Source organism: Meiothermus hypogaeus (assembly GCF_003574035.1).
In the GTDB taxonomy this organism is placed as follows: domain Bacteria; phylum Deinococcota; class Deinococci; order Deinococcales; family Thermaceae; genus Meiothermus; species Meiothermus hypogaeus.
The window spans coordinates 75,187-93,150 of sequence record NZ_QWKY01000006.1 but is presented as its reverse complement, the minus strand read 5'-3'; the positions used below and the strand labels follow the sequence as shown (position 1 = coordinate 93,150).

Sequence of the window (17,964 nt, the reverse complement as noted above, 5' to 3'; positions counted from 1 at the left end):
ACCAATGCCACCACCCCCCACAGCGGATAGCGCCGGTTCTGGTAGCGTGGATCGTCCAATGAGGCTAAGGCTTCGCGTAAGTTCATGCCTCTATCTAGCCTCAACCCTGAATAACGGTCAAGTCTGGCCCTGCGGCGCGTGGCCCAGGTGCTCTCGGCCCAGCGCCGCGGCGGCGACCGCTACTTCCGCTGGGGCGGCGACGAGTTCGCGGCCCTCCTGCCCCACACGCCCCGCGAGGGGGCGGTGGGCGCGGCCGAGCGCCTGGCCCGCCACGTCGAGGCGATCGACCTCGAGGGCCGCCTCCTGGGGGTCAACGTGGGGGTGGCCGCCTTCCCCGAGGACGGCACCGACGAGGACGTCCTGCTCAGCACCGCCGACCACCGCATGTACCGGGCCAAGACCCACGGGGTCGCGGTCTGGGCACAATGATTGTGGACCAGAACCTCTCGAAGCGCAGGGGCTGGGGGAGATGACCCCCTCGGCCGTCCGCAGGGGAACGGCCAGAAAACTACGGTCGGAAACGGCGGGTTGCGCCTGCGCCTACAGGGGCCTTTGTTCGGGCACCCCGTTTATACCGCCGGGGGGTATGGCCGCCAACGCGGTAGGGGCGCGACCGGGGCGCCTCGAGCGGAAAAACCCTCACGCATTCGGCGTGATCATCCCGTCGCACAAGCGTCATACCTCTTGGAAATATCCCGGGCCGGGCCCCGTGAAAAATCTCACTCCGCGGTGCCCTTGCCTTTTTCCTTCTAGACCCCTACGATGTAGACTCGAGAACCCCAAACATACCCGATATCGGTATACGCGCCGGTACGGGCAGCCCCAGCGCAGGAGGTGTGGACATGCAGGACGAGAAGCATGACCTACTGGCCCGGATCAACCGCAGGGAATTCGCAGGGAATTCCTCAGGAAGACCGGAATCGCCGCCGCGAGCCTGAGCACGGTCCCCGGCCTGGCGGGCCTCGCCGCCGCCCAGCAGAACCCCACCGCCGACGCCCTGGTGGCGGGCAAGGACCCCGGCCTGATCGTGCGCAACACCAACCCGGTCGAGCTCGAGACCCCCGTCGCCCTGCTGCGCGAGCACCGCTACACGCCCAAGAACATCATGTACATCCGCAACAACCAGGGGGTGCCCCCGGGCATGCAGCTCACCACCGAGCCCCCCAGGGCCGAAGAGTGGACGGTGGAGGTGGTGGGCCTGGTGGACAAGCCCCTCACCCTGCGCCTCTCCGAGCTCAAGGGGCTGCCCGCCACCGAGCTCGAGATGGTGCTGCAGTGCTCGGGCAACGGCCGCAGCTTCTTCTCCCGGTACGCCCGCGCCAGCGGGGCCCAGTGGGAGCGGGGCTCGCTGGCCAACGTGCGCTGGAAAGGGGTGAAGCTCTCGGCGGTGCTGGAGGGCGCCGGGGTCAAGCCCGAGGCCCTCTTCCTCACCGCCGAGGGGGCCGACCAGCCCGCCAACCCCCAGGCCCCCGACATCGAGCGCAGCGTCCCCCTGCGCGACGTGCTCGCCAGCGCCCTGCTGGCCTACGAGATGAACGGCGAGCCGCTGCCCACCGTGCACGGGGGGCCGCTGCGGCTGATCGTGCCGGGCTACTACGGCATCAACAACATCAAGTGGGTCAACCGGCTGCGCCTCGAGGCCGCCGCCTCGACCAACAACACCATGATCCCGCGCTACCGGGTGCCCTTAGCCCCCGTCCCCGTGGGCAGCGCCTTCACCTTCACCCTCGACAACAGCCGCCCCAACTGGCGGCAGAACGTCAAGGCCGTCATCCTCAGCCCCGCCGAGGGCCAGAGCGTCAGCGGCATCATCGAGGTGCGGGGCGTGGCCTGGAACGACGGCTCGGCGCCGATCACGGGGGTCGAGGTCTCCACCAACCAGGGCCGTAGCTGGCAGTCGGCCAGCCTCGAGAAGCCCTCCTCGCCGTATGGCTGGTACCCCTGGCGCGTCCGGGTGATGGTGGCGACGGGCGACACCGAGGTCTGGGCCCGCGCCACCGACGCCCTGGGGCGCAGCCAGCCCGTCGACGGGGCGATCCTGTGGAACCCCAACGGCTACGAGTGGAACGCGGTGGACAAGGTCAAGATCAAGGTGGGCTGAGGGCTTTGGCTATGGGTTCTTCACGCGTGAAGTGGCTCGCGGCCGCGGCCGGGGCGGCCCTCGCCCTGGCCTGGGTGATGGCCCAGGGGCTGCCGCAGGGCGAGGGCAAGGCGTTGGTGGAGCAGCGCTGCAGCGTCTGCCACGGGCTGGAGGTCATCACCAGCAACCGCCTCAGCGCCGCCGAGTGGGACGCGGTGGTGGGCAGCATGATCGGCAACGGGGCCCGGCTCGACGACGCCGAGCGCAAGGTGGTCGTGGCGTACCTGGCGACCCACTTCGGCAAGGAGGCCGCGCAGGCCGCCCCGGCCCCCGCCGACGAGGGGGCTAAGGTGTACGCGGCGTGCCAGGGCTGCCACCAGGCCAACGGGGCCGGGGTCCCGGGGGCCTTCCCGCCCCTGGCCCGGCACGTCCCCGCCATCCTGGCGGCCCCCGGCGGGCGGGCGTATCTGCCGCTGGTGGTGCTGGGCGGCCTGCAGGGCCCGATCGAGGTCGAGGGCGTCGCCTACAACACCCCCATGCCCGCCTTCGCCTCGCTCAGCGACGCGCAGGTGGCGGCGGTGCTCAACCACGTGGCCTCGAGCTGGGGCAACGCCGCGCTGCTCAAAGACTTCAAGCCCTACACCGCCGAGGAGGTCCGGGCCCTGCGCCGGCCCCTCACCCCGCAGCAGGTCTACGCACAGCGGGCCAAGCTGGGGCTGAAGTAGCATGGGACGGGTCCTTTCGCTGCACGTGGGCGAGCGGCCGGGGCTGCCCAAGGCCGGGGTGGGGGAGCTGCGGCTGGTCGCCGGCTACGGCGCCGTGGGCGACCGGCACGCCGGCGGCGACCCGAGGCGGGCGGTGCTGGTGGCAGGGGTTGGGAGCTACCGCCGCGCCCTGGAGGCCGGGGTCGCGCTGCCCTACGGCGCTTTGGGGGAGAACCTGCTGCTCGACCTCGACCCCCACGCCTGGGTGGGGCGGCGGCTCGAGGCGGGCGGGGCGCTTTTGGAGCTGGTCGCCGTCTGCCCGGTCTGTGCCGCGCTCACCCGCCTGGACCCCCGCCTCCCCCGGCTGCTGTACCGGGGGCGGGGGGTGTACGCGCGGGTGCTGCGCGGGGGGGTCGTGCGCCCGGACGACCCGGTCGAGGTGCAGGCCCTCGAGGACGACCTGGCGTTGGCTGGGCGAACGAACTGACCGAATCGGGTATCAGCCGTGCAAGAACCTGGGCAGGCTCTGCCACAGGATGAAGGCCCCCATCAGCACCAGAAAGCCCGCGAAGCCGCGCCGCAGGCCGAGCTGGGGGATGCCCGCGGCGATGCGCCCGCCCAGGAAGCTCCCCGCGACCCCCAAGGCCGCGAAGAGCAGCACGACGTCCCAGTGGACGCTGTAGCCCTGCGCGGGCAGCAGGTGCAGGTACTTGTAGAAGCCCACCCCCGACTTCAGCGCGACGACGAGCAGGCTGGTGCCCACCGCCAGGTGCATGGGCAGGCCCCCCAAGAGCACCAGCGCCGGCACGATCAGGAAGCCCCCGCCCACCCCGACCAGCCCGGTGAGGACGCCCACGCCCAGGCCCTCGAGCACGATCTTGAGGGGGGAGCGCTCGCGGGGGCGGGGCTGCCCGGGGAGCTTCTGCGGGCGGAACATGAAGTAGGCGGCCAGCAGCATCACCAGCGCGAAGAGCCCGAGCTGCCACACGCCGGGCACCCACTGGGAGAAGTAGGCCCCCAGGTAGGTCCCGGCCATCCCCGGCAGGCCGAACCAGACCACGCTGGCCCAGTCGATCTGGCGCCGCAGGCCGTAGGGGAGGGCCCCCACCAGGGCGATGAGGCCCACCACGGCCAGCGACTCCGCGACGGCCAGCTTCTCGGGCTCGCCCACCAGATAGACCAGGATGGGCACGGTGAGGATGGAGCCCCCCGAGCCCAGCATCCCCAGGGCGATCCCGACCAGCACCGCGCCGGCCCAGGCTAGGAGCATGCGGCCTCCGCGGGCGCAAGGCGCCCCGCCAGGGGGTAGCCGTGCCGGGCGTAGCCCTGGATGCCCCCCAGCAGCCGGCCCACCTCCGCGAAGCCCTCGTAGCCCAGCACCTCGGCGGCGAGCGCGGCGCGGCTGCCGGAGGCGCAGACCGTCACGACGGGGCCCCGGATCTCGCCGAGGCGCCCCAGCAGCTCCCCCAGCGGGACGTTGAGCGAGCCGGGCACGTGCCCCTGGGCGTACTCCTGTGGCTCGCGCACGTCCAGAAGGGTCGCCCCGCGGCGCGTCCAGAGCGAGAGTTCGTTGGGGAAGACGTCCTGGTACATGGCCCTGGTCACTTTACGGGCAGCCCCGCCCGCCTCCAGGCCTCGAGGCCCCCCGCCAGGTTGTAGGCCTTGAAGCCCTTAGACGCCAGGAAGCGCGCCGCCGTAGCGCTGCGGCTGCCGCTGCGGCACTGGCAGATGATCTCCTTGTCCCTGGGCAGCTTCTCCCACTCGGCGGCCAGCCTGTCCAGCGGCAGGGCCTGCGAGCCGGGGATCTTGGCCTCCTTGCGCTCCGGCGGCGTGCGCACGTCGAGGAGGAGGGCGCCGGCCTCGAGCTTCTGCCGGGCCTCGGCGGGGGAGAGGCGGCCGGGGGCGGGGCCGCCGAGCGCCTTCTTGAGCCAGCCGATCAACGCTCCACCTCGAAGCCCGCGCTCATCCAGCCGTAGGTGCCGCCCTCGAGGTTGCCCACGAGCTCCTTGCCGAAGCCCTGGCCCACCAGGTAGGCCGCGGCCTGGGAGGAGCGGTTGCCCGAGGCGCAGGCCAGCAGGATCTTGCGGCCTTTGGGCAACTGCCCGGCCTGGGCCACGAAGCGCCCCAGCGGGACGTTGACCGCGCCCGGCAGGTGCCCCATGGCGTACTCGTAGGGCTCGCGCACGTCCACGACGTAGGCCCCTGCGTCCACCCAGGCCTTGGCCTCGTGCGGGGTGAGCTCGGTGAAGGCGGTCTCGCGGTAGGTCACCTCCACCGGGACGGTGTCCAAGGGCAGCCCGGCGCGGTACCACGCCAGGATGCCCCCGTCGAGGTTGAGCACCCGGGCGTAGCCCTTGGCCGCCAGCCAGGCCGCCGCCTGCGCCGAGCGGCCCCCGCTGCGGCAGTAGAGCACCACCGGCTCGTCCTCAGGCAGCTCGGCGGCCCGCCCGGCGAACTCGGACAGCGGCACCAGCTTGGCGCCGGGGATGCGGGAGTTGGCGAACTCCTCGGCCTCGCGCACGTCCACGAAGAGGACCTTCTCCTCGAGCAGCTCCTGCGCTTGTTGGGGGGTGATGTCCTTGTAGGGCACGGTCAACATGGTTCTCCTCCGTCGTTTAGATCGGGTTGGCGCAGGGGATCCCCGTCTCGCGCCAGGCCTTGATGCCGCCCTCGAGGTGCCAGACCTTGCGGTAGCCCAGCGCCAGGAGGGTCTTCAGGGCTTCTTGGGAGCGGTTGCCGCTGCGGCAGTACAGCAGCACCGGCTCTTCGCGCTCGAGGCGGAGCGGGGCCAAGGCCCCGAGGGTGCCGAGGGGGAGCCGCAGGGCGCCCGGCAGCACCCCCTCCGCCCACTCCTCCGGCTCGCGCACGTCCACCACCCGGTAGCGCTCGAGGGTGCGGTAAGCCGTCTTGGGGTCGAGGTTTCGGGTCATGGTGCGTCCCTTCAGGAGACCCCCGGGCCCGCGGGCTCGGGGTCAGGCAAATCTTCCCTCAGGCCCCCACCGCCTGGCGCGCCTCCCCCTTCTCGGTGGGGAAGCCGTGCTCCTGCCAGGCCCGGATCCCCCCGGTGAGGTTGATGACGTTGGTGAAGCCGGCGGCCAGCAGGGCGCTGATCGCGGTGGAGGAGCGGTCGCCGCCCAGGCAGTGCAGCACCACCGGCTTGTCCCTGGGGATGCGGCCCAGGTGCTTCATCACCCGGCCCGCGTGGAGGTTGAGGGCGCCGGGGATGCGCAGGGCCTGGTGCTCGTCGGCGGCGCGCACGTCGAGGATGACCGCCTCGCCCCGCTCCCACAGCGCCTTGGCCTCGGCGGCGGTGAACTGGGGGACGGTCTCGAACTCGCCCTGCACGTAGCCGTCCAGGCTGGGGATATACCCCACCACCCGGTCCAGCCCGATGCGGACGAGCTGGGTGGCCAGCTCCTGCACCCGCCCGGGGCTGGCCAGCAGGATGAAGTCGCGGTCGTAGGGCAAAAGCCAGCCGGCCCAGGTGGAGAAGCTCTTGCCCGCCGGGATGTTAATCGCCCCCTCGAGGTGCCCCCCGGCGAAGGCGAACTTGTCGCGGGTGTCCACCAGCAAAGCCCCCTCGGCCAGCTTTTGCTGGAACTGCTCGGGGGTGAACGGGTGGGGTTCCTTGAGCTCCCCCAGGATCGGCATGCCGTCGCGGTTGAGCCGCTTCATCTGGGCGAAGTAGTAGGGGGCTTCGGGCTGGCCGGAAAGCAGGGCCCTCACGAAGCCCGCTTCGTCGTCCTTAGCCAGGTAGTCGGCCCACCAGGCGAAGCGGCGCTCGTAGCCCACGGTGGTGCTGGCTACGGCCCCCAGCCCCTTGCCGCAGGCGCTGCCCGCGCCGTGGCCGGGCCACACCTGCACGTAGTCGGGCAGGGTGAGGAACTTCTCCTTCAGGCTCTTAAACATCCGGCGGGCCCCCGGATCGGCGGTGCCCAGGATGCCGGCGGCCTCCTCGAGGAGGTCGGGGCGGCCGATATCCCCCACGAACACGGAGTCGCCGGTCAGGATAAAGCCGGGTTCGGTCGCGGTCGCCCCGTCCCGTACCAAAAAGCTGATGTGCTCGGGGGTATGGCCCGGGGTGTGAACCACGGTGAGGGTGACGTTGCCGACCCGGATCTCGTCGCCGTCTTTGACGAGCTGGTAGTCGAAGCCCTCGAGGCCCCTGTACTTCCAGTTCTCGTCGCCCTCGTCGGAGAGGTAGAGCTTGGCCCCGGTGGCCCTGGCGAGCTCGCGGGCGCCGGAGAGGTAGTCGGCGTGGATGTGGGTCTCGGTGACGGCCACGATCTTCAGGCCGTTTTTCTGGGCCTCCTCGAGATAAACCTGGATATCCCGCCGGGGGTCTACCACCACGGCCGTGCCCTGCGCTTGGCACCCGATAAAGTAGCTGCCTTGAGCCAGCCCTTCCTCGTAGATCTGTCGAAACAGCATCAGCAAACCTCCTAAGCGCAAGGCTATATCCCCGGGGGGTATATGTCAAGTACCCCTAGGGGGTATTGGATGGCCTCGAGGTCGTGCGGCACGGTACGGCCTCCCACCAGGGCTCGAGCCCCCCGCCCTCGCGTAACCCTGACCCCGGCCCACGCGTGGGCCGGGGCGGAAAGCCCGGCTCATCCAGGTCCTCCACCCCGGCCGCGCGTGGCGCCCGCTCAGCGGCGCAGCAGGCGCACGGCCTCCACGATGCCCCGCGTGTCCCCCTGGCCCTTGGCTAAGTCGGCCTGGCACTCCTCGAGGTAGGTCTCGAAGATGATGTCGCCGGTGGCCTCGAGGGCGCTGCGCACGCCGGAGAGCAGGGTGAGGATCTCGCGGCAGTCGCGGCCCTCCTCGACCATCTTCTGCAGGCCGCGCACCTGGCCCTCCAGGCGCTTGAGGCGGTTGAGCACCTGCTCCTTGGTCGGGGGAGCGGGCCGGGGCTTGCGCTGGGTTCGGGTTCGGTTCGCAACGGCACTCAAGGTTCACCTCGCGGGCTGGGTATCCCTCAGGGGTATCCCCCGCGTATCAGTCTATCCCACGGGCGCGCCGGGGGTGGTCTACCGCAGCCGCTGGAGGAGCTCCTCGAGCTGCGCCCGGTTGACGGGGCCGAGGTGGCGCGCCAGGACCCGCCCGTCCGCCCCGATCAGCAAGGTGGTAGGCAGGCCGCTGACCCGGAAGCTCTCCCGCAGGTTGGCGCTGTCCAGGAAGACCCGCGCCGACAGGCCGGCCTCGCGCAGGAAGCCCTCGACGGCCCCCGCACCCTCCCCGGCGTTGAGCAGCACGACGGGGTAGCCCTTCTGCTGGTACTCCGCCAGCAGGGGCATCTCGGTGCGGCAGGGCGGGCACCAGGTGGCCCAGACGTTGAGCAGCATGGGCTTGGGCAGGTCGCCGAAGCGCGCGGGGGAGGGCTGGGAGCGGCCGGGCTCGAGGTAGGCCAGCGGCCGCGCGTCGAGGGCCGGGCTCTCGAGGGCCAAGCCGGGGCGCAGCAGCGCCTGCTGGAGCCCGAGCGGGAGCGCGGCCAGGGCGAGCGCGCCGGCGGCGGGGACCAGGAGCCGGCCGGCCTCCCGGCGCAGCAGGGCCCCGGCCGTCAGCGCGCCCCCGGCCAGCCCCCACGCCCAGCTCCAGCCCCCGCTGCGGACGTCCACGACCCCCAGCAGGGCCGAGGCGGGGTCGGGCCAGGTCCCCAGGTGCTCCAGCACGTACCCCAGCCGGGCCGCCAGGAGCGCCGCCAGCAGCACCCACCACCCCCGGGCCTCCAGGCCCCGGCGCGCCGCCAGCGCGGTGAAGGCCAGGGCCCCCAGCAGCAGGGCCAGGTTGGGCCAGCTCAGGGCCAGCGGCCCCAGCAGGAGGGCGTCGGGGGTCAGGCTCATCGCTCCAGAGGATAGCCCGCCGACTGCCAGGCCAGTATGCCGCCCTGCACGTTGCGCACGTCCTTGAAGCCGAGCTCGGCCAGCGTCCGGCTGGCCTGTACCGAGCGGTTGCCGCTGCGGCAGATCACGTACACCGGGGCGTCCTTGGGGAGCTGCCCGGCCCGGGCGGCCACCTGCCCCAGGGGCAGCAGGGTGGACCCCGGCACGTGCCCCTCGGCGTACTCGTAGGGCTCGCGCACGTCCAGCACGACGCGGCCGGGCTCGCTGGCGGCCCGAAGCTCCTGCACGCTCACGTCCTTGTAGCCCGGCTTGGGGGCGCAGCCGTTGAACAACATGAGGACCGCCAGGACCGCCAGGAGCCAGGGCGTCACCCGGCACGGCGAGAAGCCCTGCACCCGGCAGGCCAGGAAGGGGCGCAGGCGGCCCATCAGCGCACGCCTCCGATGGTCTCGAGAACGGCCTCCACGAAGGCCCGCCCGGGCCGGCCGTCCAGCGCCTGCTGCACCTGTTCGCGGATTTCGTCGGGGAGCATCTTCTCCATGTCCATGGCTTTTCCTCTGGGCTCCGTAGAGCCTCGCTCCACTATACCCCGGGGGGATATATCTGTAAAGCAAGCCGTAATCGGCCCGGCAATACTTGAACAAACGCTCATGTATTGCTAGACTCCTGCTATAGCTGAGCGGTTGCTCAGATATTGAAACCGCGTTCTCAAGGAGGAGCCCTGATGAGCCGCCCAACGCCCGCACCCCCCGCGCCCCCCGCGCCCGAGCTGTGCTACCGGGTCGAGGGGATGGACTGCGCCGACTGCGCCAACAAGATCGAGGCCCTCGTCCGCAAGACCCCCGGCGCCAGCAACCCCCGGGCGGTCTTCGCCACGCAGCTCCTCCGGCTCAACCTCGACGAGTCGGTCACGCCGCGCCGGCGGCTCGAGGCCGACCTCCGCGCGCTGGGCTACGAGCCGACCCTGCGCAGCGCCGGCGCCGAGGCGCGGGAAGCGCACGCCCCCGAGGCCCCGCCTGACCCCGCCCACCCGCACGAGGGCCGGCCCTGGCACGCCACCCGCCAGGGGCGCGGGGTGCTCCTCAGCGGGGCCCTGCTGGCGGCGGCCTTCGCCTTCGGCTTCCTCGAGCCCCGCCTCGCGCACTGGGGCTACGTCGCCGCCACGCTGATCGGGGCCTGGCCGCTGGCCCGCAAGGCCTGGGCGGGGGTGAGGCTGGGCAACCCCTTCGGCATCAACACCCTGGTCACCATCGCTGCCATCGGCGCGGTCGTGATCGGCGAGGCCCCCGAGGCCGCGGTGGTGGTCTTCCTGTTTGCGGTGGGCGAGCTGCTGGAAGGCATCGCCGCCGGAAGGGCCAGAGCAGGGATCAAAGCCCTGGCCGCCTTGGCCCCCAAGACCGCCTTCCTCCTCGAGGGGGAAGGGGAGGACATCCGTACCCGCGAGGTCCCCGCCAGTAGCCTGCGGGTCGGGCAGGTGGTGCAGGTGCGCCCAGGCGGGCGGGTCCCCGCCGACGGCACCATCCTGAGCGGGTTCTCGGCCCTGGACGACTCGCCGGTGACCGGAGAATCGGTGCCGGTCAGCAAGGGCCCCGGTGACCGCGTGTTTGCTGGCTCCATCAACACCGACGGGGTGCTCACCGTGCGGGTGGACAAGGACCCCTCCGACAACACCATTGCCCGCATCATCCACCTCGTCGAGGAGGCCCAGGGGTCCAAAGCCCCCACCGCCCGCTTCATCGACCGCTTCAGCCGCTACTACACCCCTGGGGTCCTGGCGATCGCGACCTTGATCGCGGTGGTGCCCCCCCTGTTCCTGGGCGGAGCCTGGCACGAGTGGCTCTACAAGGCGCTGGCGCTGCTGCTCATCGGCTGCCCCTGCGCGCTGGTGCTCTCGGTGCCGGTGGCCATCACCTCGGCCATCTCGGCGGGGGCGCGGCGGGGCCTGCTGATCAAGGGGGGCGCGGTGCTGGAGACCCTCGCCCGCGTCCGCACCGTCGCCTTCGACAAGACCGGCACCCTCACCGAGGGGCGGCCCCGGGTGACCGATGTGGTTGCTCTGGAAGGCTCCGAGGCCGAACTGCTGGGCCTCGCCGCTGCGGTCGAACAGGGCTCCTCCCACCCCCTGGCCAAAGCCATCGTGGAGAAGGCCGACGAGGTGGGGGCCACGCTGCCCCCTTCCAGCGACCAGCAGGCTGTCCAGGGCAAGGGGGCACAAGCCATGGTGCAGGGCCGAACCCTGGTGGTCGGCTCGCCCAGGTACGCAGCCGAACTCGCTCCCCTGGCCGCAGAGGTAGCCGGGCAGATCGAGGCGATGGAACTCCAGGGCAAGACCGTGGTGGTGCTGCTGAACCCGCCCACCCCGCTGGGCCTCATCGCCCTGCGGGACGAGCCGCGGCCCGACGCCCGCGAGGCGCTGGCCCGGCTGGAGGGCCTGGGGGTGCGCTGCGTGATGCTCACCGGCGACAACGCCCGCACGGGCAGGGCCGTCGCCGAGGGGCTGGGCCTGGAGGTGCGGGCCGAGCTGATGCCCGAGGACAAGCTCCGCGCCGTGGGCGAGCTGGGGCAGGGCGGCCCCGTGGCGATGGTGGGCGACGGCATCAACGACGCGCCCGCCCTGGCCCAAGCCGACGTGGGCATCGCCATGGGAGGGGGCACCGACGTGGCCCTCGAGACCGCCGACGCCGCCGTGCTGCGGGGCTCGGTGCGGGGGGTAGCCGAGCTGGTGCGGCTCTCGCGGGGCACGATGCGGGTCGTGGCGCAGAACATCGCCTTCGCGCTGGGCCTGAAGGCGGTGTTCCTGGCCACCACGCTGCTGGGCATCACCGGTTTGTGGCCCGCCGTCCTAGCCGACACCGGGGCCACCGCGCTGGTCACGCTGAACTCGCTGCGGCTGCTGCGCTTCCGCTAGCCGCCCGCGGCCTGTGGCATACTCGAGACGAGGTTATCGCGATGCCGACCGCTTTAGACCGAGCCGCCGCCTGCGAGGAGCGGGGCATCCACCCCGAAGCCCTCGAGACGGCCCGCCGGGCCGCTCCCGACGAGGCGCGCGTGGCGCGGGCGAGCAGCCTGCTCAAGGCGGTGAGCGACCCCACCCGGCTGCGCATCCTGGCCGCGCTGGCCGCGACCGAGCTGTGCGTGTGCGACCTCGCCGCCCTCACCGGCACCAGCGAGTCGGCGGTGAGCCACCAGCTAAGGCTGCTGCGGGAGGAGCGGCTGGTGGCCTTCCGCAAGGAGGGGCGCATGGCCTACTACCGGCTGATGGACCACCACGTCACCGAGCTCATCCGCAGCGCGCTCGAGCACGCCCAGGAGCCCGGCTGAGCCGGCCCCGCTGCGATGGTCTGAAGACATGAGGGAAGACCGCCCCTTCGCCCGGGCCCTGCGCCCCGTCCTGCGGGGGATGGTCTACTCGAGCCTGCGGCGGCTGCGCGGGGTCTACCTGCGCGGCGAGCTGCCCGGCGGGCCGCTGGTGCTGGCGGCCAACCACCACAGCTTCTTCGACGGCTACCTGGCCTATGCCCTCCTGCAGGCCCACCGCTGCCCGGGCCGGCTCATGATCGCGCGGGAGAACCTCGAGGCCTTCCCCCTCCTGCGCCTGCTGGGGGCACTGGGCACCCACGAGCTGCGCCCGGCCCTGCGCGCCCTGCGGAAAGGGGAGAGCCTGGCCCTCTTCCCCGAGGGGGCGCTGCGCCCGCAGGGCGGGCTGGGGCCGCTGGAGCGGGGGGCCGCCTACTTCGCCGCGCGGGCCGGGGTGCCGCTGGTGCCCCTGGCCCTGCGGGTCTACGTGCGCGGCTGGGAGCACCCCGAGGCCTACCTGCTGCTGGGGCCGCCCGTGGAGCCCGCCACCGCCGCGCTCGAGGCCGGCCTCTCCCGCGCCCTCTCCGAGCTCGACGCCCTCCACGCCCGCACCCACCCCCGCGAGACCCTGCCCGGCTTCCGGACCCTCCTGCGCGGCGCCCGCGGCGTGGACGAGCGCATGGCCCGCCTCAGCCGCCTCTTCCGCCCATGAGCTGGTTCTGGCAGGGGGTCTTGCTGCTGCTGGCGCTGCGGCTCTTGGTGGCGCTGCTCAACGCCTTCGCCTTCCCGGTGCTGCGCCCGGGCCGGGCCCCCGCCCCGCCCGCCGTCTCCCTGCTGGTCCCCGCGCGCGACGAGGCCGCCAACCTGCCCCACGCCCTGCCCGGCCTCCTGCGCCAGGGGGCGCTCGAGGTCGTCGTCCTCGACGACGAGTCCCGAGACGGCACCCCCGCTTTGGTCGAGGCCTTCGCCGCGCGGTGCCCCGGGCTGCGCCTGGTCCGGGGCGAGCCCCTGCCCCCCGGCTGGGTGGGCAAGAACTGGGCCTGCCACCAGCTCGCCCAGGCCGCCCGCGGCGAGGTGCTGGTCTTCACCGACGCCGACGTGCGCTGGGAGGAGGGGGCGCTGGCGGCGCTGCTGGGGCGCTACCGGGGCGGCCTGCTGTCGGCGATGCCGCGCCAGAGGACGGGGGGCGTGCTCGAGGCCGCCGTGGTGCCCTTCGTGGTCGACGGCCTGCTCTCCTTCTTCCCCCACCCCCTGCTGCGCCTGCCCTTCGCCTGGGCGGGCGCGAGCAACGGCCAGGTGCTCGCCCTGCGCCGGGAGGACTACCTCGCCCTGGGCGGCCACGCCTCGGTGAAGGGGTCGCTGCTGGAGGACGTGGCCCTGGCCCGCCGCGCCAAGGCCCGGGGGATGCGGCTCGACCTGGTGCTGGGCGGGCCGCTGCTGTCGGTGCGGATGTACCGCGGCTACCTCGAGGCGGTCGAGGGCTTCGGCAAGAACTTCCTGCCCCTGCACGGCAGCCGCGCCGTGCTGCTGGCCTCGGCCTTCTACCACCTCTCTGCCTACACCCTCCCCTGGCTGCTGGGCCAACCTTTGCTGGGGCTGGTGGGGGTGCTCGAGCGCCTGCTGGTCCAGGCCAAGGCCGGGGGCCCGCTGGCCTACGCCCTCCTCACCCCCCTGGCCCCCGTCCTGCTCCTGCCGGTGTACGCGCGGGCGCTGTGGGGGCCGCGGCGCTGGAAGGGGCGCGTCTACCCCGGGCCGTGACGGCCGGGCTCGCGCGCCGCCTCAGGCCATACTCAGCTCGAGCCCCTAAGGTACTCGCCGGTACCCTGACGGTGCGCCCCTAGCATGGACCCCCTCCGCCCGAAGCTGCCGCCCGCCCTCGAGGGCCTGGGCCTGGTGCAGGTGTGCGAGCTGATCCCCCACCCGGCCTACCTGGCCGACGCCGAGGGGCGGGTGCTCTACGTCAACCGCCGCTGGAGCGCCTACACCGGCCTGCCCTTCACCGAGTCGCTGGAGCTGCACGGCGGCGAGGCCCTCCACCCCGACGACCGCGAGGCGGTCTACGCGGCCTACCTGCGCGCGGTGGACCGGCAGACCCCCTTTGAGCACCGCCACCGGCTGCGCCGCAGGGACGGCGAGTACTGCTGGGGCCTCTCCCGCGCCGAGCCGGTCCACGTGGACGGGCGGGTGGTGGCGTGGGTGGGCACCTTCACCGGGCTCGACCCCGACGCCGGCGCGCTGGCCCCCGCACGGGCCCTGCCGGGGGTGGCCGAGGTCCTCGACTCGCTGGAGGCCCAGGTCGTCGTGCTCGACGCGGAAGGCCGGGTCGTGGCGGTCAACCGCGCCTGGCGGGAGTTCGCCGGGGCGGGCGGGGAGGGTTGCCTGGGGCGCGACTACCTCGAGGTCTGCGCGCGGGCCAACGGGCTCGACGCCGAGGGGGTGGCGCAGGTGGCCGCCCACGTGCGGGCGGTGCTGGGCGGCGGGAGCGGCCCCTTCCGGCTGGAGTACCCCTGCCCCACCCCCCGCGGGGAGCGCTGGCTGGCCCTGACGGTGAGGCCCCTGGCCGGGGGCCACGGGGGGGCGGTGGTGCTTTTGGAGGACGTCACCGGCTACCGGCAGGCCGAGGCCGCCTCGGCGCACCTCGCCGCCATCGTCACCTCCTCCACCGACGCCATCGCCAGCAAGACGCTGGAGGGCATCGTCACGAGCTGGAACGCCAGCGCGGAGCGGATCTTCGGCTACAGCGCTCGGGAGATGGTCGGGCAGTCCATCCGCCGGATCATCCCCCCCGAGCGGCAGCACGAGGAGGACATGATCCTCGCCCGCATCCGCGCGGGGGAGCGGGTGGAGCACTACGAGACGGTGCGCCTGACCAAGGACGGGCGGCGCATCGACATCTCGCTCACCGTCTCCCCGGTCCGCGACGCCAGCGGGCGGATCATCGGGGCCTCCAAGGTCGCGCGCGACATCACCGAGCGCAAGCGGGCCGAGCAGGCCCTGCGGGAGAGCGAGGAGCGCTACCGCGAGCTCTCGGAGGCCCAGAAGCGCTTCGTCAACGACGCCGCCCACGAGCTGCGCGCGCCCCTGACCGCCATCGTGGGCAACCTCCAGCTCCTGGCCCGCTTCAAGAACATGAGGAAGGCCGACCGCGAGGAGGCGCTGGCCGAGGTGACGCGCGAGGCCGCCCGCCTGTCGCGCCTGGTCAACGACATGCTGGCGCTGGCCCGCGGCGACGCCGGGGTGCGGCTGCGGCTGACGCCGGTGCGGCTCGACCGGGTGCTCGAGGCCGCCTTCGCCACCGCCCGTTCCCTGGCCGGGGGGCGCCGCATGGAGCTGGGCGAGCTGCCCGCAGTGGCCCTCACCGGCGACGCCGACCGCCTGCACCAGCTCGCGCTGATCCTGCTGGAGAACGCGGTGATCTACACCCCCGAGGGTGGGCAGGTTCGGCTGGAGCTCGCCAGGGGCGAGGGCTGGGCCGAGCTGCGCGTCAGCGACACCGGCGTCGGCATCGCCCCCGAGGACCTGCCCCACGTCTTCGAGCGCTTCTACCGCGCCGACCCCTCGCGCAGCCGGGAGGCGGGGGGCACCGGGCTGGGCCTCTCCATCGCCAAGTGGGTCGTGGAGCAGCACGGTGGGGAGATCCGGCTCGAGAGCGAGGTCGGCAAGGGCACCACCGCCATCGTCCGGCTGCCGCTCGAGCCAGGCACACCTGGTTTTCCCGGGGGCCCCGGGTGAGCCGCACGTACCCCGGCTCGAGCACGAGGTGGTGGTTGGGCGGGGCTACGTAGACCCGCCCGGCCGTGACGGGCTCGCGGTCGAGGGTGTGGCCCGTTGGCAGGGTTCCGGCCTTCGGCAGTAGCCGGGGGACGGGGAGGTGGACGCCATCATCGTGGCGACGCCGTACGAGCGGGTCCGCTACTTCGGCTACCTCGAGGCCCTCCAGCGCCGGCCCGTCACCGACGCGGCCCTGAACGCGGTCGTGGAGCGCTACAGGAACAAGATCACCTTCGTGGTCTTCACCCACAGCCCCTACACCGTCGATCAGGAGGTCGAGCAGTGGGTGCGGGCTTACGGCAACGCCCGGGTCCAGGACGAGGAGGGCGGCACCCGCCAGCGCAGCTACCTCGACGAGTACAAGGAGGCCACGCTCGAGGTCGGCGGCAAGACCTACACCGCCAAGCCCCACGTGGACGGGCCCTACACCGACATCTTCTCGGTCCAGGGCTCGCGCCCGCAGTCGCGCTTCCTGGGGCTCATCAGCTACAGCTTCGACCTCAGCGAGCTCGTGCGGGACGGGAAGGTCGCCGGCGGCGGGACCCTGCGCTTCGCCGACAGCCAGGGCAAGGCCGTCTACACCGAGGCCGTGGACCTGGGCAAGTACTTCTGAACGCCCTCGAGCCCCCCGCTCAGGCGGCGTCGGCGGCCCGGCCCAGGGAGTAGGCGTCGTAGACGTTCCACACCCACAGCGCCAGGAAGGCCGCCCCGAAGCAGGCCCCCACCGCCGCCGGCGGCCCGGCGGGCTCCGCGGCGGCCGGGCCGGGGGGGTACGCGGCCGAGGCCCCGGCGTACAGCGCCCCCAGCAGCAGCACCCCCGCCATGACCAGCAGCCCGCGGGGGTGGTGACCGGTGAGGAACTGGCCGCCGCCCGGGATCAACGCCGAGACCGCCGCGGCCAGGCTCGAGCACTTCATGCGCACCTCCCCATCCGCCCCGCCGCCGAGCCCCCCGGCGCACCCTGCGCCGGGCCGGCTCGCTCCGGCCTGTCGGGCAGCTCGAGGCTAGCCCCCGGGCGCAACGGCGGCGCAACGGCGCGGGAGCCCGGGCCCTAAAGCCCCGCCCCGGCCGGCTTCGCCCCCGTGCGCGAGGCGATCTCCTTGCGCACTACTGGCGCGACCTCGGTCCCCAGCAGCTCGATGGCCCGCATCACCTTCGCGTGGGGCAGGGTGCCCACGCTCAACTGCAGCAGGAAGCGCTGGTGGCCGAAGAGCCCGTGCTGGAAGAGAATCTTCTCGACGATCTGCTCGGGGTGGCCCACGAAGTTGGCCCCGCGCAGGGTGGCGGCGAACTCGTACTGGGCGCGGCTTTGCGGGGGCCAGCCGCGCTCGCGCCCGATGCGGTCCATGATGAAGGAGGACGCGGCGTAGGAGAGCTCGAGGGCCTCCTTCGGGTCGTCGGCGATGAAGCCGTGCGAGTTGACGCTCAGGGGGAGCCGCCGCGGGTCGTGGCCCGCCTCGCGGGCGGCCTGGCGGTACAGCCCGAACAGCGGCGCGAAGCGCTCGGGCATCCCCCCGATGATGGCCAGGGCCATCGGCAGGCCCAGCGACGCGGCCCGCACCACCGACGCCGGCGTGCCGCCCACGGCCACCCACACGGGCAGGGGGTCCTGCAGGGGGCGGGGGTATACCGGCTGGTCGGCCAGGGGCGGGCGGTGCCGGCCCGACCAGGTCACGCGCTCGGCGGCGCGCAGCTCCAGCAGCAGCCCCAGCTTCTCCTCGAACAGCTCGTCGTAGTCGTCGAGGTCGTAGCCGAAGAGCGGGAAGGACTCGACGAACGAGCCCCGCCCCGCCATGACCTCGGCCCGCCCGCCCGAGAGCAGGTCCAGCGTGGCGAACTGCTGGAACACCCGCACGGGGTCGTCGGAGCTCAACACGCTCACCGCGCTGGTCAGCCGGATCCGCCGGGTGCGCTCGGCGATGGCGGCCAGGATGGTCGCCGGGGTGGAGGAAAGGTACTCGGCGCGGTGGTGCTCGCCGAGCCCGAAGACGTCGAGGCCCACCTGGTCGGCGAGCTGTGCGCTCTCGACGAGGTCGCGCAGGCGCCGGGCGGGGTCCTGGGTCGCGCCGGTGTAGGGGTCGGGGGTGTTCTCGGCGAAGGAGTAGAGGCCGATCTCGAAGGGCTGAGGCTCCATGGGCCTAACTATAATCTCCATAGCGCGATGGAATCCAAACCAAGTCACCATGCCCTCGAGCCCGTGCCCCGCCCGCGCCGCGCGCCACTCAGCCGCCAATCAGCTTGGTGTGGATCAAATATTCGATAATGAAAG

The 17,964-nt window shown here is 72.8% G+C and carries 21 protein-coding genes; 10 read left to right on the top strand and 11 right to left on the bottom strand.

From position 1 onward, the window contains the following. Nucleotides 1–138 precede the first annotated feature (138 nt). The 4 genes from Mhypo_RS03015 to Mhypo_RS03000 all read left to right on the top strand — a co-directional run bounded on the left by Mhypo_RS03015 (nucleotide 139) and on the right by Mhypo_RS03000 (nucleotide 3,271). Nucleotides 139–429, top strand: coding sequence for a GGDEF domain-containing protein (locus tag Mhypo_RS03015; protein WP_240637086.1), 291 nt, complete (start codon nucleotides 139–141; stop codon nucleotides 427–429). Between the two features lie 571 nt (nucleotides 430–1,000). Then, nucleotides 1,001–2,101: a sulfite oxidase gene (locus tag Mhypo_RS03010; RefSeq protein ID WP_307724522.1), complete on the top strand. Its 1,101-nt coding sequence runs from the start codon at nucleotides 1,001–1,003 to the stop codon at nucleotides 2,099–2,101. A 26-nt stretch (nucleotides 2,102–2,127) separates the two neighbouring features. Beyond that, nucleotides 2,128–2,805 carry a c-type cytochrome gene (locus tag Mhypo_RS18015; protein ID WP_276309737.1) on the top strand — a complete coding sequence of 226 codons (678 nt, stop codon included), beginning with the start codon at nucleotides 2,128–2,130 and terminating at the stop codon, nucleotides 2,803–2,805. 1 nt (nucleotide 2,806) lies between these two features. Continuing rightward, nucleotides 2,807–3,271 (top strand): MOSC domain-containing protein, encoded by a 465-nt coding sequence (locus Mhypo_RS03000; protein ID WP_027893386.1) that lies wholly within the window; start codon nucleotides 2,807–2,809, stop codon nucleotides 3,269–3,271. Nucleotides 3,272–3,283: 12 nt separating this feature from the next. Here the strand turns inward: Mhypo_RS03000 and Mhypo_RS02995 are convergent, their stop codons facing one another. The 9 genes from Mhypo_RS02995 to Mhypo_RS02955 form a co-directional block, all read right to left on the bottom strand. Beyond that, nucleotides 3,284–4,054 carry a sulfite exporter TauE/SafE family protein gene (locus Mhypo_RS02995; RefSeq protein WP_119339832.1) on the bottom strand — a complete coding sequence of 257 codons (771 nt, stop codon included), beginning with the start codon at nucleotides 4,052–4,054 and terminating at the stop codon, nucleotides 3,284–3,286. Then, on the bottom strand, nucleotides 4,045–4,377 hold the full coding sequence (locus Mhypo_RS02990) for a rhodanese-like domain-containing protein (RefSeq protein ID WP_036219455.1): 333 nt from the start codon (nucleotides 4,375–4,377) through the stop codon (nucleotides 4,045–4,047). The genes Mhypo_RS02995 and Mhypo_RS02990 overlap by 10 nt, the downstream gene beginning before the upstream one ends. Before the next feature lie 8 nt (nucleotides 4,378–4,385). Further along, nucleotides 4,386–4,724 (bottom strand): rhodanese-like domain-containing protein, encoded by a 339-nt coding sequence (locus tag Mhypo_RS02985; RefSeq protein WP_027893383.1) that lies wholly within the window; start codon nucleotides 4,722–4,724, stop codon nucleotides 4,386–4,388. Further along, the gene (locus Mhypo_RS02980; RefSeq protein ID WP_027887983.1) at nucleotides 4,721–5,383 is read right to left on the bottom strand and encodes a rhodanese-like domain-containing protein; all 663 of its coding nucleotides are present in this window, start codon (nucleotides 5,381–5,383) and stop codon (nucleotides 4,721–4,723) included. Before Mhypo_RS02980 ends, Mhypo_RS02985 begins: the two co-directional genes overlap by 4 nt. 16 nt (nucleotides 5,384–5,399) lie before the next feature. Further along, complete coding sequence (locus Mhypo_RS02975) at nucleotides 5,400–5,714, bottom strand: rhodanese-like domain-containing protein (RefSeq protein ID WP_036197007.1); 315 nt, start codon at nucleotides 5,712–5,714, stop codon at nucleotides 5,400–5,402. Nucleotides 5,715–5,772: 58 nt separating this feature from the next. Then, on the bottom strand, nucleotides 5,773–7,215 hold the full coding sequence (locus Mhypo_RS02970) for a rhodanese-like domain-containing protein (protein ID WP_119339831.1): 1,443 nt from the start codon (nucleotides 7,213–7,215) through the stop codon (nucleotides 5,773–5,775). A 218-nt stretch (nucleotides 7,216–7,433) separates the two neighbouring features. Then, a complete protein-coding gene (locus Mhypo_RS02965) occupies nucleotides 7,434–7,736 on the bottom strand; it encodes a metal-sensitive transcriptional regulator (RefSeq protein WP_223299566.1) in 303 nt (100 codons plus the stop codon). Nucleotides 7,737–7,814: 78 nt separating this feature from the next. Then, nucleotides 7,815–8,627, bottom strand: coding sequence for a TlpA family protein disulfide reductase (locus tag Mhypo_RS02960; protein ID WP_027887987.1), 813 nt, complete (start codon nucleotides 8,625–8,627; stop codon nucleotides 7,815–7,817). Further along, nucleotides 8,624–9,055, bottom strand: coding sequence for a rhodanese-like domain-containing protein (locus Mhypo_RS02955; RefSeq protein ID WP_081698386.1), 432 nt, complete (start codon nucleotides 9,053–9,055; stop codon nucleotides 8,624–8,626). The genes Mhypo_RS02960 and Mhypo_RS02955 overlap by 4 nt, the downstream gene beginning before the upstream one ends. A gap of 296 nt (nucleotides 9,056–9,351) precedes the next feature. On the opposite strand from Mhypo_RS02955, the gene Mhypo_RS02950 reads away from it, so the two are divergent. The 6 genes from Mhypo_RS02950 (at nucleotide 9,352) to Mhypo_RS02925 (ending at nucleotide 16,308) form a co-directional block, all read left to right on the top strand. After that, nucleotides 9,352–11,535: a heavy metal translocating P-type ATPase gene (locus tag Mhypo_RS02950; protein ID WP_119339830.1), complete on the top strand. Its 2,184-nt coding sequence runs from the start codon at nucleotides 9,352–9,354 to the stop codon at nucleotides 11,533–11,535. Between the two features lie 41 nt (nucleotides 11,536–11,576). Continuing rightward, nucleotides 11,577–11,948 carry an ArsR/SmtB family transcription factor gene (locus tag Mhypo_RS02945; protein ID WP_119339829.1) on the top strand — a complete coding sequence of 124 codons (372 nt, stop codon included), beginning with the start codon at nucleotides 11,577–11,579 and terminating at the stop codon, nucleotides 11,946–11,948. 28 nt (nucleotides 11,949–11,976) lie between these two features. Beyond that, on the top strand, nucleotides 11,977–12,636 hold the full coding sequence (locus tag Mhypo_RS02940; RefSeq protein ID WP_119339828.1) for a lysophospholipid acyltransferase family protein: 660 nt from the start codon (nucleotides 11,977–11,979) through the stop codon (nucleotides 12,634–12,636). Continuing rightward, nucleotides 12,633–13,682 (top strand): glycosyltransferase family 2 protein, encoded by a 1,050-nt coding sequence (locus Mhypo_RS02935; RefSeq protein WP_119339827.1) that lies wholly within the window; start codon nucleotides 12,633–12,635, stop codon nucleotides 13,680–13,682. Before Mhypo_RS02940 ends, Mhypo_RS02935 begins: the two co-directional genes overlap by 4 nt. Before the next feature lie 84 nt (nucleotides 13,683–13,766). Beyond that, nucleotides 13,767–15,656 carry a PAS domain-containing sensor histidine kinase gene (locus tag Mhypo_RS02930; protein ID WP_119339826.1) on the top strand — a complete coding sequence of 630 codons (1,890 nt, stop codon included), beginning with the start codon at nucleotides 13,767–13,769 and terminating at the stop codon, nucleotides 15,654–15,656. A 139-nt stretch (nucleotides 15,657–15,795) separates the two neighbouring features. Next, nucleotides 15,796–16,308: a hypothetical protein gene (locus Mhypo_RS02925; RefSeq protein ID WP_119339825.1), complete on the top strand. Its 513-nt coding sequence runs from the start codon at nucleotides 15,796–15,798 to the stop codon at nucleotides 16,306–16,308. A 19-nt stretch (nucleotides 16,309–16,327) separates the two neighbouring features. Here Mhypo_RS02925 and Mhypo_RS02920 read toward each other — a convergent pair whose 3' ends face one another. Together Mhypo_RS02920 and Mhypo_RS02915 are read right to left on the bottom strand one after the other, a co-directional pair. Beyond that, nucleotides 16,328–16,612, bottom strand: a complete 285-nt coding sequence (locus Mhypo_RS02920; RefSeq protein WP_119339824.1) for a hypothetical protein — start codon at nucleotides 16,610–16,612, stop codon at nucleotides 16,328–16,330. 134 nt (nucleotides 16,613–16,746) lie between these two features. After that, nucleotides 16,747–17,829 (bottom strand): LLM class flavin-dependent oxidoreductase, encoded by a 1,083-nt coding sequence (locus Mhypo_RS02915; protein ID WP_119339823.1) that lies wholly within the window; start codon nucleotides 17,827–17,829, stop codon nucleotides 16,747–16,749. Nucleotides 17,830–17,964: the final 135 nt, after the last annotated feature.

Bases quoted from the DNA above. Each gene is read 5' to 3' on its own strand.
- Mhypo_RS02930 (WP_119339826.1), top strand. From the start codon at position 13,767: ATGGACCCCCTCCGCCCGAAGCTGCCGCCCGCCCTCGAGGGCCTGGGC.
- Mhypo_RS02960 (WP_027887987.1), bottom strand. From the start codon at position 8,627: ATGAGCCTGACCCCCGACGCCCTCCTGCTGGGGCCGCTGGCCCTGAGC.
- Mhypo_RS02990 (WP_036219455.1), bottom strand. From the start codon at position 4,377: ATGTACCAGGACGTCTTCCCCAACGAACTCTCGCTCTGGACGCGCCGC.
- Mhypo_RS02945 (WP_119339829.1), top strand. From the start codon at position 11,577: ATGCCGACCGCTTTAGACCGAGCCGCCGCCTGCGAGGAGCGGGGCATC.
- Mhypo_RS02950 (WP_119339830.1), top strand. From the start codon at position 9,352: ATGAGCCGCCCAACGCCCGCACCCCCCGCGCCCCCCGCGCCCGAGCTG.
- Mhypo_RS02935 (WP_119339827.1), top strand. From the start codon at position 12,633: ATGAGCTGGTTCTGGCAGGGGGTCTTGCTGCTGCTGGCGCTGCGGCTC.
- Mhypo_RS02975 (WP_036197007.1), bottom strand. From the start codon at position 5,714: ATGACCCGAAACCTCGACCCCAAGACGGCTTACCGCACCCTCGAGCGC.
- Mhypo_RS02995 (WP_119339832.1), bottom strand. From the start codon at position 4,054: ATGCTCCTAGCCTGGGCCGGCGCGGTGCTGGTCGGGATCGCCCTGGGG.
- Mhypo_RS03000 (WP_027893386.1), top strand. From the start codon at position 2,807: ATGGGACGGGTCCTTTCGCTGCACGTGGGCGAGCGGCCGGGGCTGCCC.
- Mhypo_RS02980 (WP_027887983.1), bottom strand. From the start codon at position 5,383: ATGTTGACCGTGCCCTACAAGGACATCACCCCCCAACAAGCGCAGGAG.
- Mhypo_RS02915 (WP_119339823.1), bottom strand. From the start codon at position 17,829: ATGGAGCCTCAGCCCTTCGAGATCGGCCTCTACTCCTTCGCCGAGAAC.
- Mhypo_RS02970 (WP_119339831.1), bottom strand. From the start codon at position 7,215: ATGCTGTTTCGACAGATCTACGAGGAAGGGCTGGCTCAAGGCAGCTAC.
- Mhypo_RS02920 (WP_119339824.1), bottom strand. From the start codon at position 16,612: ATGAAGTGCTCGAGCCTGGCCGCGGCGGTCTCGGCGTTGATCCCGGGC.
- Mhypo_RS02940 (WP_119339828.1), top strand. From the start codon at position 11,977: ATGAGGGAAGACCGCCCCTTCGCCCGGGCCCTGCGCCCCGTCCTGCGG.
- Mhypo_RS02955 (WP_081698386.1), bottom strand. From the start codon at position 9,055: ATGGGCCGCCTGCGCCCCTTCCTGGCCTGCCGGGTGCAGGGCTTCTCG.